General features: G+C 68.5%; 15 protein-coding genes and 3 pseudogenes. 8 read left to right on the forward strand and 10 right to left on the reverse strand.

The features are described 5' to 3' along the window. Positions 1-241 precede the first annotated feature (241 nt). Positions 242-874, reverse strand: coding sequence for a hypothetical protein (locus ACWGKQ_RS37505; protein WP_453296515.1), 633 nt, complete (start codon positions 872-874; stop codon positions 242-244). Between the two features lie 475 nt (positions 875-1,349). Between ACWGKQ_RS37505 and ACWGKQ_RS37510 the strand changes: the two are divergent. Together ACWGKQ_RS37510 and ACWGKQ_RS37515 are read left to right on the forward strand one after the other, a co-directional pair. Beyond that, positions 1,350-1,574: pseudogene (locus tag ACWGKQ_RS37510) on the forward strand (transposase); the annotation flags it as partial. An 832-nt stretch (positions 1,575-2,406) separates the two neighbouring features. Next, positions 2,407-2,985 (forward strand): transposase, encoded by a 579-nt coding sequence (locus ACWGKQ_RS37515; protein WP_453296557.1) that lies wholly within the window; start codon positions 2,407-2,409, stop codon positions 2,983-2,985. An 84-nt stretch (positions 2,986-3,069) separates the two neighbouring features. Here the strand turns inward: ACWGKQ_RS37515 and ACWGKQ_RS37520 are convergent, their stop codons facing one another. Continuing rightward, positions 3,070-3,831: a metallophosphoesterase family protein gene (locus ACWGKQ_RS37520; protein ID WP_453296516.1), complete on the reverse strand. Its 762-nt coding sequence runs from the start codon at positions 3,829-3,831 to the stop codon at positions 3,070-3,072. Between the two features lie 277 nt (positions 3,832-4,108). Here ACWGKQ_RS37520 and ACWGKQ_RS37525 point away from each other — a divergent pair, with 277 nt between their 5' ends. After that, positions 4,109-4,240, forward strand: coding sequence for a hypothetical protein (locus ACWGKQ_RS37525; RefSeq protein ID WP_453296517.1), 132 nt, complete (start codon positions 4,109-4,111; stop codon positions 4,238-4,240). A 36-nt stretch (positions 4,241-4,276) separates the two neighbouring features. On the opposite strand, the gene ACWGKQ_RS37530 is transcribed toward ACWGKQ_RS37525, so the two are convergent. The 4 genes and pseudogenes from ACWGKQ_RS37530 to ACWGKQ_RS37545 form a co-directional block, all read right to left on the reverse strand. Beyond that, entirely contained in the window at positions 4,277-4,474 is a 198-nt protein-coding gene (locus ACWGKQ_RS37530) for a hypothetical protein (RefSeq protein ID WP_453296518.1), read from the reverse strand. An 86-nt stretch (positions 4,475-4,560) separates the two neighbouring features. Next, positions 4,561-5,040: pseudogene (locus ACWGKQ_RS37535) on the reverse strand (recombinase family protein); the annotation flags it as partial. A gap of 227 nt (positions 5,041-5,267) precedes the next feature. Next, positions 5,268-5,924, reverse strand: a complete 657-nt coding sequence (locus ACWGKQ_RS37540) for a response regulator (protein WP_453296519.1) — start codon at positions 5,922-5,924, stop codon at positions 5,268-5,270. Further along, a complete protein-coding gene (locus tag ACWGKQ_RS37545) occupies positions 5,921-7,078 on the reverse strand; it encodes a sensor histidine kinase (protein WP_453296520.1) in 1,158 nt (385 codons plus the stop codon). The genes ACWGKQ_RS37540 and ACWGKQ_RS37545 overlap by 4 nt, the downstream gene beginning before the upstream one ends. Before the next feature lie 174 nt (positions 7,079-7,252). Between ACWGKQ_RS37545 and ACWGKQ_RS37550 the strand changes: the two genes are divergently transcribed. Beyond that, positions 7,253-7,999 carry an ABC transporter ATP-binding protein gene (locus ACWGKQ_RS37550; RefSeq protein WP_453296521.1) on the forward strand — a complete coding sequence of 249 codons (747 nt, stop codon included), beginning with the start codon at positions 7,253-7,255 and terminating at the stop codon, positions 7,997-7,999. A 15-nt stretch (positions 8,000-8,014) separates the two neighbouring features. Then, complete coding sequence (locus ACWGKQ_RS37555; RefSeq protein WP_453296522.1) at positions 8,015-10,573, forward strand: ABC transporter permease; 2,559 nt, start codon at positions 8,015-8,017, stop codon at positions 10,571-10,573. Here the strand turns inward: ACWGKQ_RS37555 and ACWGKQ_RS37560 are convergent. The 3 genes from ACWGKQ_RS37560 to ACWGKQ_RS37570 form a co-directional block, all read right to left on the reverse strand. Then, positions 10,560-11,183, reverse strand: coding sequence for a Tn3 family transposase (locus tag ACWGKQ_RS37560; RefSeq protein WP_453296523.1), 624 nt, complete (start codon positions 11,181-11,183; stop codon positions 10,560-10,562). The genes ACWGKQ_RS37555 and ACWGKQ_RS37560 overlap by 14 nt on opposite strands. Positions 11,184-11,796: 613 nt before the next feature. Beyond that, positions 11,797-12,105 (reverse strand): AraC family transcriptional regulator, encoded by a 309-nt coding sequence (locus tag ACWGKQ_RS37565; RefSeq protein WP_453296524.1) that lies wholly within the window; start codon positions 12,103-12,105, stop codon positions 11,797-11,799. Further along, a complete protein-coding gene (locus tag ACWGKQ_RS37570; RefSeq protein ID WP_453296525.1) occupies positions 12,102-13,028 on the reverse strand; it encodes an AraC-like ligand-binding domain-containing protein in 927 nt (308 codons plus the stop codon). Before ACWGKQ_RS37570 ends, ACWGKQ_RS37565 begins: the two co-directional genes overlap by 4 nt. Before the next feature lie 196 nt (positions 13,029-13,224). Here ACWGKQ_RS37570 and ACWGKQ_RS37575 point away from each other — a divergent pair, with 196 nt between their 5' ends. Together ACWGKQ_RS37575 and ACWGKQ_RS37580 are read left to right on the forward strand one after the other, a co-directional pair. After that, positions 13,225-13,713 (forward strand): RICIN domain-containing protein, encoded by a 489-nt coding sequence (locus ACWGKQ_RS37575; RefSeq protein WP_453296526.1) that lies wholly within the window; start codon positions 13,225-13,227, stop codon positions 13,711-13,713. A gap of 203 nt (positions 13,714-13,916) precedes the next feature. Then, positions 13,917-14,123 (forward strand): annotated as a pseudogene (locus tag ACWGKQ_RS37580) (helix-turn-helix domain-containing protein); the annotation flags it as partial. 24 nt (positions 14,124-14,147) lie between these two features. On the opposite strand, the gene uppS reads toward ACWGKQ_RS37580, so the two are convergent. After that, the gene (uppS, locus tag ACWGKQ_RS37585; RefSeq protein ID WP_453296558.1) at positions 14,148-14,924 is read right to left on the reverse strand and encodes a polyprenyl diphosphate synthase; all 777 of its coding nucleotides are present in this window, start codon (positions 14,922-14,924) and stop codon (positions 14,148-14,150) included. A 120-nt stretch (positions 14,925-15,044) separates the two neighbouring features. Here uppS and ACWGKQ_RS37590 point away from each other — a divergent pair, with 120 nt between their 5' ends. Further along, a complete protein-coding gene (locus ACWGKQ_RS37590) occupies positions 15,045-16,085 on the forward strand; it encodes a methyltransferase domain-containing protein (protein WP_453296527.1) in 1,041 nt (346 codons plus the stop codon). Positions 16,086-16,152 lie beyond the last annotated feature (67 nt).

Here is a 16,152-nt window from a genome sequence, read left to right on the forward strand (position 1 = left end):
GCCCACTTCCGGCAGTGCGAACTGCCGCTCGAGTACGTCGTCTTCCGCGAACGCCGCGGTGGCCTCGTCCGCCGACGCCTCATATGCACCGGCCGAATGAGAGTCCCAATCCGTATGGAAGCTCGTGATCATGTCTGAATACAGACAAGATGTTTGGAGGCTCCATCACCCCGGGAGTTACCCTCGTCGGCTCCGACCAGTTGGCCGCGGCCCATGAAGCCAGAACACAATCGTCCCGGTCCTACAGGCGGCGTGTGTGGCCTCCATTGATCTGGTCGATCTGATCGAGAAGGGCTGCATTCAGCTGTGCCCGCGCAGCCCTGACTTGCTCCAGGGACTCCAGGACCTCGCTGCGCACGGGGCTCTCCCGCTGCAAGGGACGTTGCAGGACATCGGCACGGACTTCCCGGGTCGCCTCTCGCAAGCAGCCCAGGAGCTGGGAAAGGGCGATGAACGCTGATCCGTCCGCATCGTCTGGTCGCGACCCGCCTGAGGCTGGGACCAGCGGAATGCCGTGCGGTGGTGTGTCCTGTGATTCGAGCCAGAGACCGCTGTGAGCCAGCGCGTGTCCGGCTTCGGTGGCCTCTCGGCTGACTTGGACCATGATCTCGTCGAATCGGTCGATGTCCACAGGACGGTGTGCCTGCAAATCTTGGACGAACCGCTCCAGCGCATCGATCCACGCCCGACCCGTGGTTCGCATCTTCAACAGCCGAGCGGTCTCTATCTCACCTTGGCGGGCCTGCTCCTCACTCGCCTTCTGCTCGGCCTGCCGCCGATGTAGACGCAGCGGGCCATAGACAGCCGCGAGACTGGCAACGGTGGCTCCCCCCACAGCCCCGAGCAGCCCGTACAGCGCGCCGGTGTCGGTCATGCCTCCCCAATCCGCCGACGTCAGGCTGCCAGTAGCCATACCCGTGCGGCCTGTCCCCGACGCCTGCCCGGCTGCAGGGTTCACCCCGCGCTTCCGGCCGGAAGGTGGAGCACAAGCCCTTTACCTGAGCACGCTCGTCAGAGGCCCCTCAACGCCGTCGACACTACAGTCGGCGAACGCGCTGCGTTTTCAAGCAGAGACTGTAGAAATAACCGTGAGTTTCCACTGAAGGGGCTTCAGCCTCGCTGAACCCACGGCGGACGTGCCGGTAAGAACCGTGTCACCGATCCTGCTGGCTAATTCCGTGCCCGGCGGGGCTGGCGGCTCGTTGGTTGGGACAGCAGCGGCCGTCTTGGCGTTCCGGTCGCGGGTGGGGTGTGGAATGTCGATGCGGCCGAGGCCGTGGCCGAAGGTGCCCGAACTGACCGCGCAGGTGGCGCGGGCGGTCGCGGCACGGGGCCCGTACCCGTTGGCGATGCGGGTCCGTGACGAACTGGGCGAGTTGTTCGCGGACGCCGAGTTCGCCGAGGCGTTCGGAACCCGAGGGAGGCCGGGCTGGTCACCTGGCCAGCTGGCGCTGGTGACGGTATTGCAGTTCACCGAGAACCTCACCGACCGGGCGGCAGCGCATCGGGTGCGGTACGGCATGGACTTGAAATACGCGCTCGGCCTGGAGCTGGATGATCCCGGGTTCGACGCCTTGGTGCTGTCCGAGTTCCGCACGCGCCTGGTCGAGCACGGGATGGAGGAGAAGGTGCTCGACCTGCTGCTGACCGCGCTCAAGGACCGGGGCCTGGTGAAGGCCGGAGGCAAGCAGCGCACCGACTCCACCCGCGTACTGGCGGCGGTACGCGACCTGAACAGGCTGGAGCTGGCGGGGGAGACACTGCGGGCCACGCTGGAGGCGCTGGCCTGCGCGGCCCCGGACTGGCTGGCCCAGGCGGTGCCCGTTCGGGAATGGGCCGAACGCTACGGTCCGCGGACTCACTCCTGGCATCCGCCGGCTTCCACGAGCAAGCGCGAGGAGATGGCTCTGGTCTACGGCCGGGACGGGTTCGCGCTGCTGGAGGCGGTGCATGCCCCTGATGCTCCGCCCTGGCTGCGCGAACTCCCGGCGGTGCAGGTCCTGCGCTCGATGTGGGTGCAGAACTACCACCGCACCGTGTCCGAAGCCGGAGCGGAGGTGAAGCGGCGGGAGAGCAAAGACCTCCCGCCCGGCAGACTGAGGCTGGCCTCTCCGTACGACACCGACGCCCGCTACGGCCTCAAACAGGGCTCCTGGTGGACCGGCTACAAGATCCACACCAGCGAGTCCTGCGACGATGCCGATGACCAGGACCCGGCTGCCGACGGCCAGGCGCTGATCCCCGGAGCCGACGGACCGCCACCGCGCTTGATCACCGGCATCGCGACCACCGACGCCACAGTGACCGACGCGGAAATGACCGAACCGGTCCATCACATGCTCGCCGCCCGCGATCTCCTGCCCGCCGAGCACTTCCTCGACTCCGGTTACGCCTCCCGAGTTGATCGTGGGCATCAAGAAGAACTTCGGGGTCACCCTGGTCACCCCGGTCCTGATGAACAGCTCACCCCAGGCGCGTGCCGGCGCCGGGTTCGACCGCACCGCGTTCACCATCGACTGGGACAAGCGACAGGCCACCTGCCCACGCGGGGACACCAGCACCTGGTGGAGCCCCGCTACCCTGCGCGGCACCAAGGCCATCGTCATCAAGTTCAACAAGGAGACATGCCGCCCCTGCCCGGTGCGCGACCAGTGCACCAGCTCGAAAACCGGTGGCCGGACTCTCTCCCTGCAACCCCGCGAGGCTCAAGAAGTCCTCGACCATGCCCGCCTCCAGCAGGGCGACGAGCAGTGGCGAGCCAAGTACGGAACCCTCGCGGGCATCGAGGGAACCATCCACCAGGCCGTCGCGGTCACCGGGATGAGACGTGCCCGCTACCTCGGCCTCCAGAAGACCCACCTGGAGCACGTCTTCTCCGCCGTCGCGCTCAACCTCATGCGCCTCGATGCCTGGTGGAACGGCCACCCGCTCGACCGCACCCGCGTCAGCCACCTTGCCCGACTCGACCTCTCCCTCGCCGCGTAACCGTATTGGGGTCTGAGATTGGTAGGCGTCGTTGATCGTGTAGTCGGTGTTCGGCTGCCTGCTGTCGTGGATGGGGGGCGAGTGTCACGGGCTGTGGTCGCGTCCGTCCCGTGGAGCGAAGGCTACGAGGGCGTCGGCGTCGGTCGCGCGAGCGTGCAGGAAGTAGTCGGCCCATTCGGTGATGTCGGGATAGGACGAGTCCTGGCCGAGTTGGGTGGCTGCGGCCTCGATATCGAAGTGCGTGGTGCGGAGTTCGACGCCCGGGCCCAGCAGGGCCCAGTGCGCTCCGGTCCGTCCGTAGGGCATGCCGATGCTGCCGGGGTTGATCACGAGCCGGCCGTGGGCAAGGCGGACGAACGGCATGTGGGTGTGGCCGCAGACCACGGTGCGAATGTCGGTATCGAGCCCGTCGAAGACTTCGTCCCAGCGGTCGAGGCGGGAGTCGACCAGGACGACCTCCTCGTCATCGCGAGGGGTGGCGTGGCAGAACAGCACTTTTCCCAGCCCCTTCACGGACAGGGAGAGTGATCGTGGAAGCGAGCCGAGAAGGTCGAGATGGTCCTCGCGGAGCTGTTCGGCTGCCCAGGGAGCGATCGGATCGGGGATCGTGTCGCGTTGCCCCTGGCGGTATTCAAGGAGTTCCCGGTCTGCGTTGCCACTGATCCAGATGACGCGGTCGCCGAGGCTGGTCAGCAGGTCGAGAACCTGGGTCGGTTGCGGGCCGGCGGTGATGTCGCCGGTGAGCACGATGTGATCGGCGGTGCTGACGTCTGGTTCGGCGAGCACTGCCTCCAGGGCCGGCAGGACTCCGTGAATGTCGGACAGAACGGCTACTCGGTTCAGCATGGTCACCACTGTGGGGTGAAGATGGCCGAGCGGTGTGATCTTTCGCCCGGCGCGTAGTTCAAGGAGGCTGGTCATCGCGTGTGGTCGCCGGGTGCGTAGTTCTTCCAGGGGGCTTCGGCCTCGGTGGCGATGCGAGTGGTGCTCTGGTCGTGGTAGCCCAGTGCTTGGGCGATGACGGGCGCGGGGGCCTGGAGGACGATCTGGCGGATGGCCGAGGTGCGGCCCTTCTCGGCCGGGACGCCGAATTTCCGCAGCGCGTCTTGAGACCGTGATCAAGGTGGTCGCAGCCGTAGGCACGGCGGGCATCGTTGCCGCGAAGGCCACGCCGCACGTCAAGAAGAGGTTCAACGACCTCAAGTCGAAGCTGAACCGCAAGTCGGAGGACACCGTCGAGGTCACCGCGCAATAAGCCAGCAGGATCGTCACCAGCCGCAAACGGCGGTGATCAGTCCTCGGACCTTGTGGGTTGGGGCAGTTCCGGCGTGCTCGTCGCCTCAGCGAGTGCGAGGCGACCGCCCTTCAGCTCGGGCACGTAGTTATAGATCGTGTTCCTGGAAACGCCGAGGAGCTTCGCGATCGAGGTGACGGTGCTCTCCGAGCGGGCGAGCAGGTCGCGGGCGTGACGTACCTGCTCCTCCGCCATCTCCGGCGGACGGCCGAGTCGGGCGCCGCGGCACGAGCGGCGTCCAGGCCCTCGTTGGTGCCCTGCACGATGAGTTCGCGGATGAACTCCGCGAGCGCCGCGAACACGTGGAAGACCAGGCGCCCGCCGGGCGTGGTCGTGTCGAGCGCCTCGTGCAGCGAGGTGAAGCCGACGCCACGCTTGCGCAGGCCGGACACGATCGCGATGAGGTCCTGGATGGAACGGCCGAGCCGGTCCAGCGACGGGACGACGAGGGTGTCGCCCTCGCGCAGGTAGTCGAAGGCCTTCCACAGTTCCTCGCGTTCGACGTTCTTGCCGGACTTCGTGTCGGAGAAGATCCGGATGCACCCTGCTTCGGTGAGCGCGTGGACCTGCCGGTCGAGCAACTGCCCCTTGGTGGACACGCGAGCGTATCCCACGAGGCTGCCGGTCCTTACGGCCGGAACGGGTGCGAGGAGATCGGCGGTGTCGTCGTCCTGGGGCGGATGCACCTGCCAGATCGTACAGAAATCGGTGTTCCTCAAGTTCTTGAGCACAGCGACTTTCTGACACCGTTTTATGGGCATGATCCGGTGCCGATCCGGCCACGCGCCGCCGCTTATCGATCTTGCTCATCAATCGGTCGTTTCCTGCATGCCACAGCAAAGTGGCAGCGCTTCGGCGGTCACCAGTGCGTTGGCTGAGGTCCCCGGTGGCCGGGGCGATCGAGAACAGCCAGGCCCGCAGACGTCCTCGTTGTCGTAAGCGGCGGTGGGCCAGATCGCAGACCTGGGGTGACCTGCTTGCTGCCGGCTCATGGTGAGGACGACACCAGGCCCGCTCTGTAAGCGATGATCACGAGCTGGACACGGTCGCGGGCGTCGAGTTTGGTCAGCAGCCGCGCCACATGGGTCTTGGCGGTGGCATGACCGATGAACAGCTCGGCCGCGATCTCGCTATTGGACAGGCCGCGCCCGACGAGTGTCAGCACCTCGCGTTCCCGCTCGGTGATGCCCTCGAGTCGCTGCGGAGGGGCAGCGGCCGCGGGACGGTTCGCGAACTCCTCGATCAGGCGTCGGGTGACGCTCGGCGCGATGAGGGCATCGCCGGCGGCCACGACGCGGGTCGCGGCGAGGATGTCGTCCAGCGCCATGTCCTTGACCAGGAATCCGCTGGCCCCCGCCCGGAGCGCGGCGTAGACGTTGTTGTCGTCGTCGAAGGTGGTGAGCATGAGTACGCGCGGCGCTGGGGCGTTGGAGGTGATCATCCGGGTGGCTTCGATGCCGTCCATGCCGGGCATCTGGATGTCCATCACGACGACGTCGGGCCGGAGTTCCCTGACTATCCGGACTGCCTCCGTGCCGGTTCCGGCCTCGCCCACGATCTCCAGATCGGGGGCGTCGGCGATGACCATGCGAAGGCCGGCTCGTACGAGAGGCTGGTCGTCGGCGAGGACGATGCGTACGGTCATCCCGGCAGCCTGGCTGTCACCCGGAAGCCGCCCTCGGGGCGCGGCCCGGCGCTGAACTCGCCGCCCAGCAGATCTGCTCGGTCGCGCATTCCAGTGATTCCGTAGCCGGTGCCGTCGGTCGCGGCATCGGGCGGCGCGCCGGTGCCGTCGTCGACGACCTCGATGGCCAGCTCGGCGGTGCGGTAGTCGACGTTCACCTGGCAGTGGCGGGCGTTCGCGTGGCGGACCACGTTGGTCAATGACTCCTGGATGATGCGGAATGCCGATTGGTCCGTGTCGGGTGGCAGCGGACGTTTCGTGCCCTGCCAGCGCACCTTTACGTGGAGTCCGGCCGTGGCGGTGCCCTGCGTCAGCCGGTCCACGCCTGCCATGCCCGTCACCGGTTCGGGTTCGGTCCGGTGCAGCGTGCCGAGCATTTGGCGGAGCCCCACGAGGGTCTCCCGGCTGGTCAGCTCGATCGCGTCGAGCGCTCTGCGGGCTCCCTCGGGCTGGGTCTTGATGACCCGCTTGGCCGCGCCGGCCTGGATGGCGACCACTCCGATGCTGTGGGCGACCGTGTCGTGCAGCTCCCGGGCGATCCGCAGGCGCTCCGCCTGCACAGCCTGGGCGGCGGCTTGTTCACGCAGCCGCTCGGCGTACTCGCGCCGCTGGCGGATCGAGCTGCCCAGCGTCCAGGAGACCAGGGCGACCGAGGCGATCGGCACCGCGGCCTCGGTCACACCGTGCGCCCAGCCTCCGTTCGTGATCCGCCAGCCGCTGATCTGCGCCGTGAGGACCGCGACGGCCGCCATGGCAGTGGTGCGACGGCTGCGGCCGGCGGTGGCGGCGATGTAGAGCAGCAGCACGTCCGCCGTCGGGAGCAGCAGAGCCCACGCCCAGGGAGCGAGCGCCGCAGCCGCCAGGGATTCGGTGAGGACCAGGCCCAGGACCGGCAGTGGTCGGCGTCGGGCCGCTACGAGCGGCAGCGCCAGGCCGACGGCCAGCGCCAGGCCGGCCCAGGGGCCCTGCAAGAAGGGGGCGGCCTCGGGCCCGCCCTGTTGCTCCAGCAGCCACAGCGCCAGTGCGAACAGCGGGGCCGCGCACCAGGTGAGGATCGGCCAGGCGCCTGGCGGGATGCGTCCGAGCAGGGGCGGCCGGGGCTTGATCTCTTCCACGGGCCGAGCGTAGGCGTGCGCCCGGCTCTCCGCGTCGCCTTACAGGCGTACGCCTGCAGCATTACGGACCGCCCAACGGGTCCGCTGACGGCCGGACGCCCCCAGGACCCGGCTTGGGCGAGCGTGGACGGCGTTCCGAGCTCCACCGAGAGGACTCCCATGGTGATGGACACGATGACGACGACCACGTACGCGGCGGCTGCCCGAGCCCGTGGGTTGCACAAGGTCTACGGGGAGGGGGAGACCCGGGTCCTGGCGCTGGACGACGTCAGCGTGGAGTTTCCGCGCGGCGAGTTCGCCGCGATCATGGGTCCCTCGGGATCCGGCAAGTCCACGCTGATGCACTGCATGGCCGGGCTCGACAGCGTGACCTCCGGCTCCGCGACGATCGGCGATGTGGAGCTGGTCGGCCTGAAGGACCGACAGCTGACCCGGCTGCGCCGGGACAGGATCGGGTTCATCTTCCAGGCCTTCAATCTGATGCCCACGCTCACCGCCCTGGAGAACATCACGCTGCCCGGTGACATTGCCGGGCGCAGGCCCGACAGGGACTGGCTGGCACGGGTCGTCGACGCGGTGGGCCTGGCCGACCGGCTGAAGCACCGCCCCGGCCAACTGTCCGGTGGACAGCAGCAACGCGTGGCCTGCGCCCGCGCCCTGGCAGGAAAGCCCGAGATCATCTTCGCCGACGAGCCCACCGGGAACCTCGACTCGCACGCCGGCGCGGAGGTCCTGGCGCTCCTCGGGTCCTGCGTGCGCGACTTCGGCCAGAGCGTCGTCATGGTCACCCACGACCCGGTGGCCGCCTCCCACGCGGACCGGGTGGTCTTCCTCGCCGACGGCCGCATCGTCGACGAACTGCGGGCGCCCACCGCCGACAGTGTGCTGGACCGCATGCGCCGGCTCGACCGCGTCGGCTGACGGGGGCTTTCACCCATGTTCCGTACCGCACTGCGCAATGTCCTGGCCCACCGCGGCCGGCTCCTGATGACCACCCTGGCCGTGCTGCTCGGCACCGGCTTCATGACCGGCACCATGATCTTCTCCGACAGTGTCCACCAAGCCGCGAACAACAGCCGCAGCAAGGACTTCACCGGTATCTCGGTCCAGGTTGCCGACGACACCGCCGGACTGCCCTCCAGCGCCAGGCAGAACAGCACCAAGAGCTCCGCCCGGCTCACAGAGGCGACCGTCCGTCGGATTGCCGCGCTGCCGGGAGTCGCCGGGACCCGCGCGGTGGTGAGCGGCACCGCTGCCATCGCGGACAAGAACGGCAACATGATCGGCGACATCATGAGAAGCACGGGCGCCAACTTCGTGCCGGATGCCGCCGGGAACGATGCACGCTACCCGATGCTCCGGGGCCGAGGACCGCACACCGCGACCGAGGTCGCCCTGGACCGGGGCACCGTCGAGAAGGCCGGCTACCGGCTCGGTGACACCGTCCGCATCGCCGCCAACGGCCCTGCCATCAGCGTCACCCTGACCGGCGTCTTCTCCTCCGACGCGCCTGCGGTCCGGTCCGGCAACCCGCTGGCTCTGCTGGACACCCAGGGCGCCCGGCGGGTGTTGTCGTTGGCGCCGGACCAGTACAGCAGCATCGACGTCACCGCTGCCCCCGGCACCTCCGAGACCGCACTGCTGCATGCCGTCACCCCGCTGGTCCCCGGCGGCAACCAATTCCGAGCCGAGACCGGCGCGCAGCTGGCCGCGCAGCAGGCCGAGAGGCTGGCCCAGAGCGGCAGGAGCCTGGCCACCATGCTGATCACCGCTGCCGGGATCTCGCTGTTCATCGGCATCTTCCTCATCGCCAACACCTTCACCATGCTGGTGGCCCAGCGCACCCGGCAGCTGGCACTGCTCCGCGCCATCGGCGCCGGCCGCGGCCAGGTCACCCGCTCCGTGCTGACCGAGGCGCTCCTCGTCGGTCTCACCGGCTCCGCCGCCGGACTGCTCCTCGGCATCGGCATCGGCGCCGGTCTCGCGGCGGGAGTGAAGTCCCTGGACGCGGACCTGCCCAGAGCCGCCGTGGTCATCACCCCGACAACCGTGCTGATCACCCTGCTCGTCGGCACCCTGGTCACCGTCCTGTCCGCCGCCCTGCCCGCCCTCCGCGCCTGCCGGATCCCCCCGGTCGCCGCGCTGAGCAACGGCGAGCAACCTGCCACCCACCGAAGCCTGCTGCTCCGCAACCTCCTCGGCGCCCTGACCACCGCCGGCGGCATCGGCCTAATCCTGCTGGGCAGCACCGAGAGGGGCGCCACGGCGCGCTTGCCGCTCATGGCGGGGGCACTCCTCGCGGTCCTCGGCATCATGCAACTGCTTCCGCTGCTGTCCCGCCCGGTGATCGCCCTGGCCCGCCCGCCGCTCGCCCGCCTTTGCGGCCCCGTCGGCTCACTCGCCGCACTCAACGCGATCCGCAACCCGCGCCGCACCGCGAGTACGGCCGCCGCCCTGACCATCGGACTCACCCTGGTCACCGCGATGACCGTGATCGGCGCCTCGGTCTCGGATGCGGTCGACCGTGCCGTGACCCAAGAGATGGCGGCGGACTACGCCGTCACCCCGCTCACCGGCACCCTGGACCCGAGCATCGCGACATCGGTCTCCAAGGCCCCCGGGGTGGTCGCCTCCAGCCCGGTCACCGACGTGGAGTGGCGGATAGCCGGCGTGCGGACCGAGGCGAAGGGTCTGGACGCCGACAGCGCCGATCGGCTGGTCCGACCGAGCATGAGTCAGGGGGAGGCCGCGGCACTGAAACGAGGTCAGATCCTGGTGGATTCCGACTTCGCGCGCCGGCACGGACTGGCCGTCGGCTCCACCGTGACCGTGGCCGCCCCGCACGGGACCGGCACCCGCCTCACCGTCGGCGGGGTGTTCGCACCCAGCCGGATGCTCGCCCCCGTGCTCCTGCCGGGCGGCGTGGTCGCCGCACACCAGCCGTACGCGCCGGCGCAGCAGATCCTGGTCAAGGGCGCGAACGGGGCAACCCCTGCCTTCAAACAGGCTCTCAAGGACGCCACCGGCAAAAGCCCTGTGATCGAGGTCGAGAACAAGCAGGACCTGAGGAACGGGTTCGACCGCACCATCACCTTCGCCCTCAACCTGCTCTACGCACTGCTCGGGATGTCGTTGCTGGTCGCGGCCCTGGGAGTGGTCAATACGCTGGCAATGGCCGTGTTCGAGCGCAGGCGCGAGCTCGGCCTGCTCCGGGCGATCGGCCTGGACCGCGGTGGCGTCAAGCGGATGGTACGGCTGGAATCGGTGTTGATCTCCGTCTTCGGCGCGGCGATCGGCATGGCCTTCGGCGTCTTCCTGGCCTGGGCGGCCGGCACCACCATGACCGTGACCCTGCCAGAACTCCGCACGGTCTTGCCCTACCCCAAGCTGCTGCTGATGCTGCTGGCCGCCGTTCTCGTCGGCCTGGCCGCCGCCCAATGGCCGGCTCGCCGGGCCGCCCGTCTTGACGTGCTGGACAGCATCACCGCGGACTGACGGCCCGGCCTGCTCCGAAGGTCACACCGGATCGCCCGGCGCCCGCCGCGCACGGCCATAAGCAGGGGAGCGCCCTCGTGCTGGATGTAGTTGGTGTCTCGCCCATGCAGCGAGCGTGCGCACAGGCGTCGCGGGCCCGGGACGATCTGCTGGACCGGCCGCAGCTGTGGCCTCTGTGCTGCTGCGTCAAGCCCCGGCTATGCCGTCTGGTGGGGTAGCCCGTGGCCGGCGGCTTCCGCAATGCGGGGCCCGGCACGGAGGCCGAGGCCAGGTTGAGGCGGGCGGCCATGTTCAGGTTGACCTCGCCGTACGGGCGCACATGGGACCAGAACAGCGGGGTCAGTCCGCGCCGGTCGGCGGGGGTGAGCAGGTCGGCCCACTCCGGATCGTCCATGACGTCTTGGAGCATGAGGGTGTTTACGTAGACCAGAGCCGATTGCAGAATCCGCAGGCACAGAACGAACATCTCCTGCTCGTCGCGCCGGTTCGAGGCGATCTCCCCGCCCTTTCCGTAGGCGATCACGGAGTTCGCGCCGTTGGAGGACTCCATCACGTTCAAACCCTCCTCGACCTCCCGCTGGAGATCCCGCAGCCGCAGGTACCGGGCCACAAAGATGGTCTTCTACGACGACTCCGCCTCGCCGTAATCGCCCTTTCCGTTCTACTTGCAATCACGATGGCTGCCTCGTACTTCGCCGTCACCATGCACATACAAGCTCTCGAAAAGGCAGCCGAGGCCAAAGCAAACCGACTCGCAGCGGACATCGCCTCGGAGATGGCACATACAGACGTCTGGTGCTCTGCAAACGGCCACTGTGCAGTGCTCGGAGGCGAGCCACAACCAGATGCTGCCCCGTCAGGAAACCCCTGAGCCCGGGCGCCAGCAGCGCAGCTGGACCAGCCCGTCGACCAACCCCTCTCCAGCTAGCCGTCCGCGGCCTGGCCCTCGCACGCGCTATTCCTGGCCGTCACCGGGCCTTGGGCGCGATCACCGGGGCTCACCAGGAGGCCGATCGCGGTACCAAGTCCCATCGGCTCACGCCGGCCATGCTGGACCACGGACAACCTCGTGCTGCTTCGCCTTCGCCCTACGGACGTCGCCGTTCTTCCGCGCCGTCTCCAGTGCCACTCTGGCTAAGTCGGCCCCCGACAGCTCGCCGTCGCTCATGACTGCTCCCAGGTGGTGCAGCCGAGGGACAGGTGCCCCAGGCGCGACAAGCGGCTCACCTGCTCAACGTAGGCCCTGGTGAACAGGTGCTGCGCCGACACCTCGACGTACCGGTCGATGTGGTCGAAGACGACCCGGTGGTCCTTCGCGGCGCGGGCGCGCCAGTCCAGGACCTGGTCGCGGGTCGGTTCCTCACCCTGCGCGCGAAGGCGGAAGGTACGGGAGTGGCGCTGACACCGCTATCCGAGTCGTTGGGATTCTGTTGCCCGGCGCGGCGGATTTCTGACGGCGTTCGCCCGAATTCGGCTCTCAGTGCCCGACTGAGGTGGGCGGGATCGTGCAGGCCCCAGCGGGCGGCAATCACCGCGGTGGTGAGAGGAGCGCTGGGTCAGCCAGGTCTCGGCGGACGCGGTGGAGGCGCTCGCGGCGGACCCACGCGGAGAAGGACGGGCCGCCGGCGCGCTGGAAGAGGTGGTGCAGGTGCCGTGGCGAGATGCCGTGGGTCCGGGCGACGGAAACAACGGATAAACCCGGGTCATCCAGGTTGGCGCGTGCGAAAGCCGTGATGCGTTCGGTCATGCCGCAGGGAACCTCGGCGCGTTCGGCCGTGGTGTCCGCGTACATGGCGATCAGCAGAGCGCTCAGGGCGTCGGCAAGATGGGCGCCGCTCGTGGCTGGCAGATCGCTGTCGATGTGCTCACCGACGCCCTGCAGAAGCGCACGCATGACACCGCGGACCCCCCTGCCGGCTGGCAGTGCTTGTGCTGTGCGGCGGGTCACGGTCCCGGTATGCGCGCCCAGCAGGCAGCGGGGCAGCCCCACCGCCAGAACAGCGCATTCCTCGGCGACTGCCAGCGCGTACGGCCGTGTGGTGTCGAGTACGGCCAGGTCGCCCGGCCCGAGCGCCTGCTGCCGCTCGCCCTGGGCCGCGACCGCCATACCGCGGCCGAACAACACCACCTTCACCAGTTCCGGGTCGGCGGAGGTGATGGACCTGACCTCACGGGACACCGTGTGCGCGGCACCGTTGATACGGGCGATCACCGCCGGGCCGGCGGCCGCGGACTCAACGCAGGCCCAGAAGGGTGTGTCCCCGGGGGCGGTGACCGTCAGCGGCACAAGGAGCGAGGAAGCCGCAGCCTGGAGTTCCGCCTGCGTGCCGAGCCGGGCAGCGGAGGGGTGAGCGTGCATGGCCGGGCCGACTCCCGTTCTTCCTGGACACCACAGCGCCGGAAGGTAAGGCATGAAAGTCGTGAACGTACAGACGATCCCGAGCCAAACCGACATCCGGCCCCGAGGTCGCCGCGTGACCTTGCGTGAATTGGCGGCATCTCGTGCGCCCTGTGGCGGCCCGGCCGCGGCAGGCGGTCATAGCGTCAGGCTGCAGATATCGGGGCGGGGAGAGATGGGGGTGTGCCGGGCCGTGGTGACCATGCGGTCCGCTCACCCCAACACCGTGATTCCTCGAGGGGAAAGGATCACCATGAAACCGATGGCGAAAGGGAAGGCGGCGGCTCTGTTCTCTAGTCGCCTCGCACGATCCGCTGGTGCCGTCATGCTCGGTGCCGCGTCCTTCACCATCGCGGCGGCTGCCCACGCGACCGCCGCGGACGATCTCGAAATTTTCCAGAACCAGCAGACGCTCCTGTGCATGGACGACAGCACGGGCTACGGCATGCGCGCGTACACGTGCAACGGCGGCGACTTCCAGCAGTGGTACGTGCACGTGTGGGGCGACAGCACGCGTCAGTTGAAGAACAAGCACACGGGCAGGTGCCTCTCGGGCAACAGCAGCACGCCGCTCGCCGCCGCCTGCTATGCCAGCGAGGCCCAGAGTTGGTTCATCGATCACTGGGCTGACGGCACCATCCGGTTCCGGAACCAGTCAACCGAAACGTGTATCGACGACAGCAAGGAAAACGGCTTCCGGACGCACGCCTGCAACGACGGTACCGCCCACAGCTGGTTCTAACAGAGGCTATGAGCCTGCCCCTTGGGGGCTGGTGGCGGATGCGGCGCGGCGGCCTGCGGCGGCCGGGCAGGGACGGATGGCGGGGTGCGTCGCCCCGGCACAGGCGCCCGGGGAAGTAGGGCTGCTGGCGTTGTGGGGGGCGTTCACCGCGCTCGTCGACGACAGGTTCGACAGCTTCGACCGGCTCGGTCAGCCGCCCCGCCCGGGCCACCGCCCTGGTCCAGCTCGCCCAGGACATGCCTCCGGCCGTCCTCGCATCCATGCTCGGCCTCCACCTCAGCACGCTCACGCGATGGCGCTCCCGCGCGGTCACCGACTGGACCGCCTACCTGCAAGCCCGGGCCTCGGACTCGCGCAGCTTGAGCAGTTCGTTCCGCATCGGGGAAGGTGGCCAGACGACGTTTCCATGATGAGTCGTAGCGGGCTACCACTTCTCAAGCGCCGTAGCGACGCTGTCGGGCGGCGTATGCGCGTACGGCACGCAGGAAGTCGACTTCACGGAACGCCGGCCAGTACGCCTCGCAGAAATACAGCTCCGAGTAAGCGCTCTGCCACAGCAGGAAGTTGGACATTCGCTGCTCCCCGCTGGTGCGAATGACGAGGTCGGGGTCCGGCTGGCCGGCGGTGTACAGGTGGCGGGCGATGTCGTCCGTGGTCAGATGGGCGGCGAGGTCCCGCATCGACCTGTCGGTCTCTGCCTGCTCATACAGCAGATCCCGCATAGCGTCCACGAGTTCCTGGCGGCCGCCGTAGCCGACGGCAAGTGTCACGTGCGCCCCCGTGGGGCACTCCCGTGTGGCCTCGACCGCCTCTTTAAGGGCGCGAGCAGTGGTGTCGGGCAGCGTGTCGAGTGCTCCGGCGATATGTACCTGCCAGCGTGGCAGCGGCCTGGCGAGGTGCCGGGTCAGGACTTCTTCGATCACCTGCATCAGGAAGGCGACCTCGGCATCACCGCGCCGCTGGAGATTCTCTGCGGAGCAGACGAACACGGTGACATGCCTGATCTGGAGGGCCTCGCACCAGGACAGCACGTTCTCCACGTGCTCGGCACCGTACTTGTGACCGAGGCTCGGGTTCCCGATGCCTCGCTGGCGTGCCCAGCGACGGTTGCCATCCATGATCAGCCCGATGTGCCCGGGCAGTTCCCCGCCCTGGAGTTCCCGGCGGAGCCGGCGGGCGTACAGGGCGTAGAGGGGGTCGGTGACGCGCAACATCGAAGCCTTTCGAGTCGGGATCGACAGCCGCTGGCCGGCCGCAGCGTGCATACTAAGGAGTAATAGCACGCGTCGCGTGTCATTGGGGAGTCCATCGTCCACCGCCCGGGAGCGCCAGTGCGTACCAACGACGCCCAGATGCTTGTTCTGTCTGCGCTGGCGGACCGTCCGCTGCACGGCTATGCCGTCAACACCGCAATTGAGCGGATGACTGGCGAGAGGCTCGGCCGAGGCAGTCTGTCCAGCGCGCTGACACGGCTGCGCGGAAAGGGGCTGATCGAGTATCTGGAGGGAGAGGGCAGGCGACGTCCGATGCGCCTGACCTCGGCCGGCCGCGAGATGCTCAAAGGCGAAGTCGAAGCCCTTGCTCATGTCGCGGGGCGCATCTTCGAGACCGTGGTCCCCGACAAGATCGCCTACCAGGACCGGCTCGCCACCACCGATCTCGCGCACTCCTACAAGCAGACGGTACTCGACGCGCTAGCCATCCAGCCAGGCCACTTCGTACTGGATCTGGGCTGCGGCCCGGGTACTGACCTCGGTGCGCTGGCACGCGCAGCAGCACCGACAGGGCTGGTTCTGGGAGTCGACTACGACCCTCAGATGACCCGTCAGGCGATGACTCGCACCGCGGACCTGCTGCACGCCGATGTGCTGATGGCCGACGTGCACGCGCTGCCGCTTCCCCCGTGCTCTGTGGATCGGGTGCACACCGACCGCGTGCTCCAACACGTTGCCGACGTCCCCAGGGTTCTGGCGGAGGTACGGCGGGTCCTGCGCCCTGGCGGACGGCTCGTCATGGCCGAGCCCGACTGGGACTCGCTCGCCGTCGACCATCCGGACCTGGATGTCGCCCGGGCGTATACCCGCCATATCGCCGACCGGATCGTGCGCAATGCCGTCGTCGGGCGTCAGCTGCCCCGGCTGGCCGAGCGAGCAGGATTCGCCGTCACATCCGTTGTACCGGTCACCTCGGTCTTTCGCGAAGTCCGTGCCGCCGACCAGGTTCTCGGTCTCCAGCGCAATACCGAGCGTGCCGTGGCCGCCGACTACCTCACCCGCCGGCAGGCCGACAGGTGGCTGGAACACCTCGCGCGCAGTCCGTTCTTCGCTGCGGTGACGCTCTATGTCGTTACGGCGGAGAATCCATGGAACTGACCCGCTGCGGCGCTTCTGGTCGCCTCCGCGCGTTCGGACAGTGAGGTGGATCTGCCTGACAGCCTGG

Source organism: Streptomyces sp. NPDC054770 (assembly GCF_053611985.1).

Excerpts from the sequence above, each read along its gene's own strand:
- ACWGKQ_RS37570 (WP_453296525.1), bottom strand. The coding sequence starts at position 13,028 with ATGTCGGTTTGGCTCGGGATCGTCTGTACGTTCACGACTTTCATGCCT.
- ACWGKQ_RS37520 (WP_453296516.1), bottom strand. The coding sequence starts at position 3,831 with ATGCTGAACCGAGTAGCCGTTCTGTCCGACATTCACGGAGTCCTGCCG.
- ACWGKQ_RS37555 (WP_453296522.1), top strand. The coding sequence starts at position 8,015 with ATGTTCCGTACCGCACTGCGCAATGTCCTGGCCCACCGCGGCCGGCTC.
- ACWGKQ_RS37550 (WP_453296521.1), top strand. The coding sequence starts at position 7,253 with ATGACGACGACCACGTACGCGGCGGCTGCCCGAGCCCGTGGGTTGCAC.
- ACWGKQ_RS37505 (WP_453296515.1), bottom strand. The coding sequence starts at position 874 with ATGACCGACACCGGCGCGCTGTACGGGCTGCTCGGGGCTGTGGGGGGA.
- ACWGKQ_RS37530 (WP_453296518.1), bottom strand. The coding sequence starts at position 4,474 with ATGGCGGAGGAGCAGGTACGTCACGCCCGCGACCTGCTCGCCCGCTCG.
- ACWGKQ_RS37540 (WP_453296519.1), bottom strand. The coding sequence starts at position 5,924 with ATGACCGTACGCATCGTCCTCGCCGACGACCAGCCTCTCGTACGAGCC.
- ACWGKQ_RS37575 (WP_453296526.1), top strand. The coding sequence starts at position 13,225 with ATGAAACCGATGGCGAAAGGGAAGGCGGCGGCTCTGTTCTCTAGTCGC.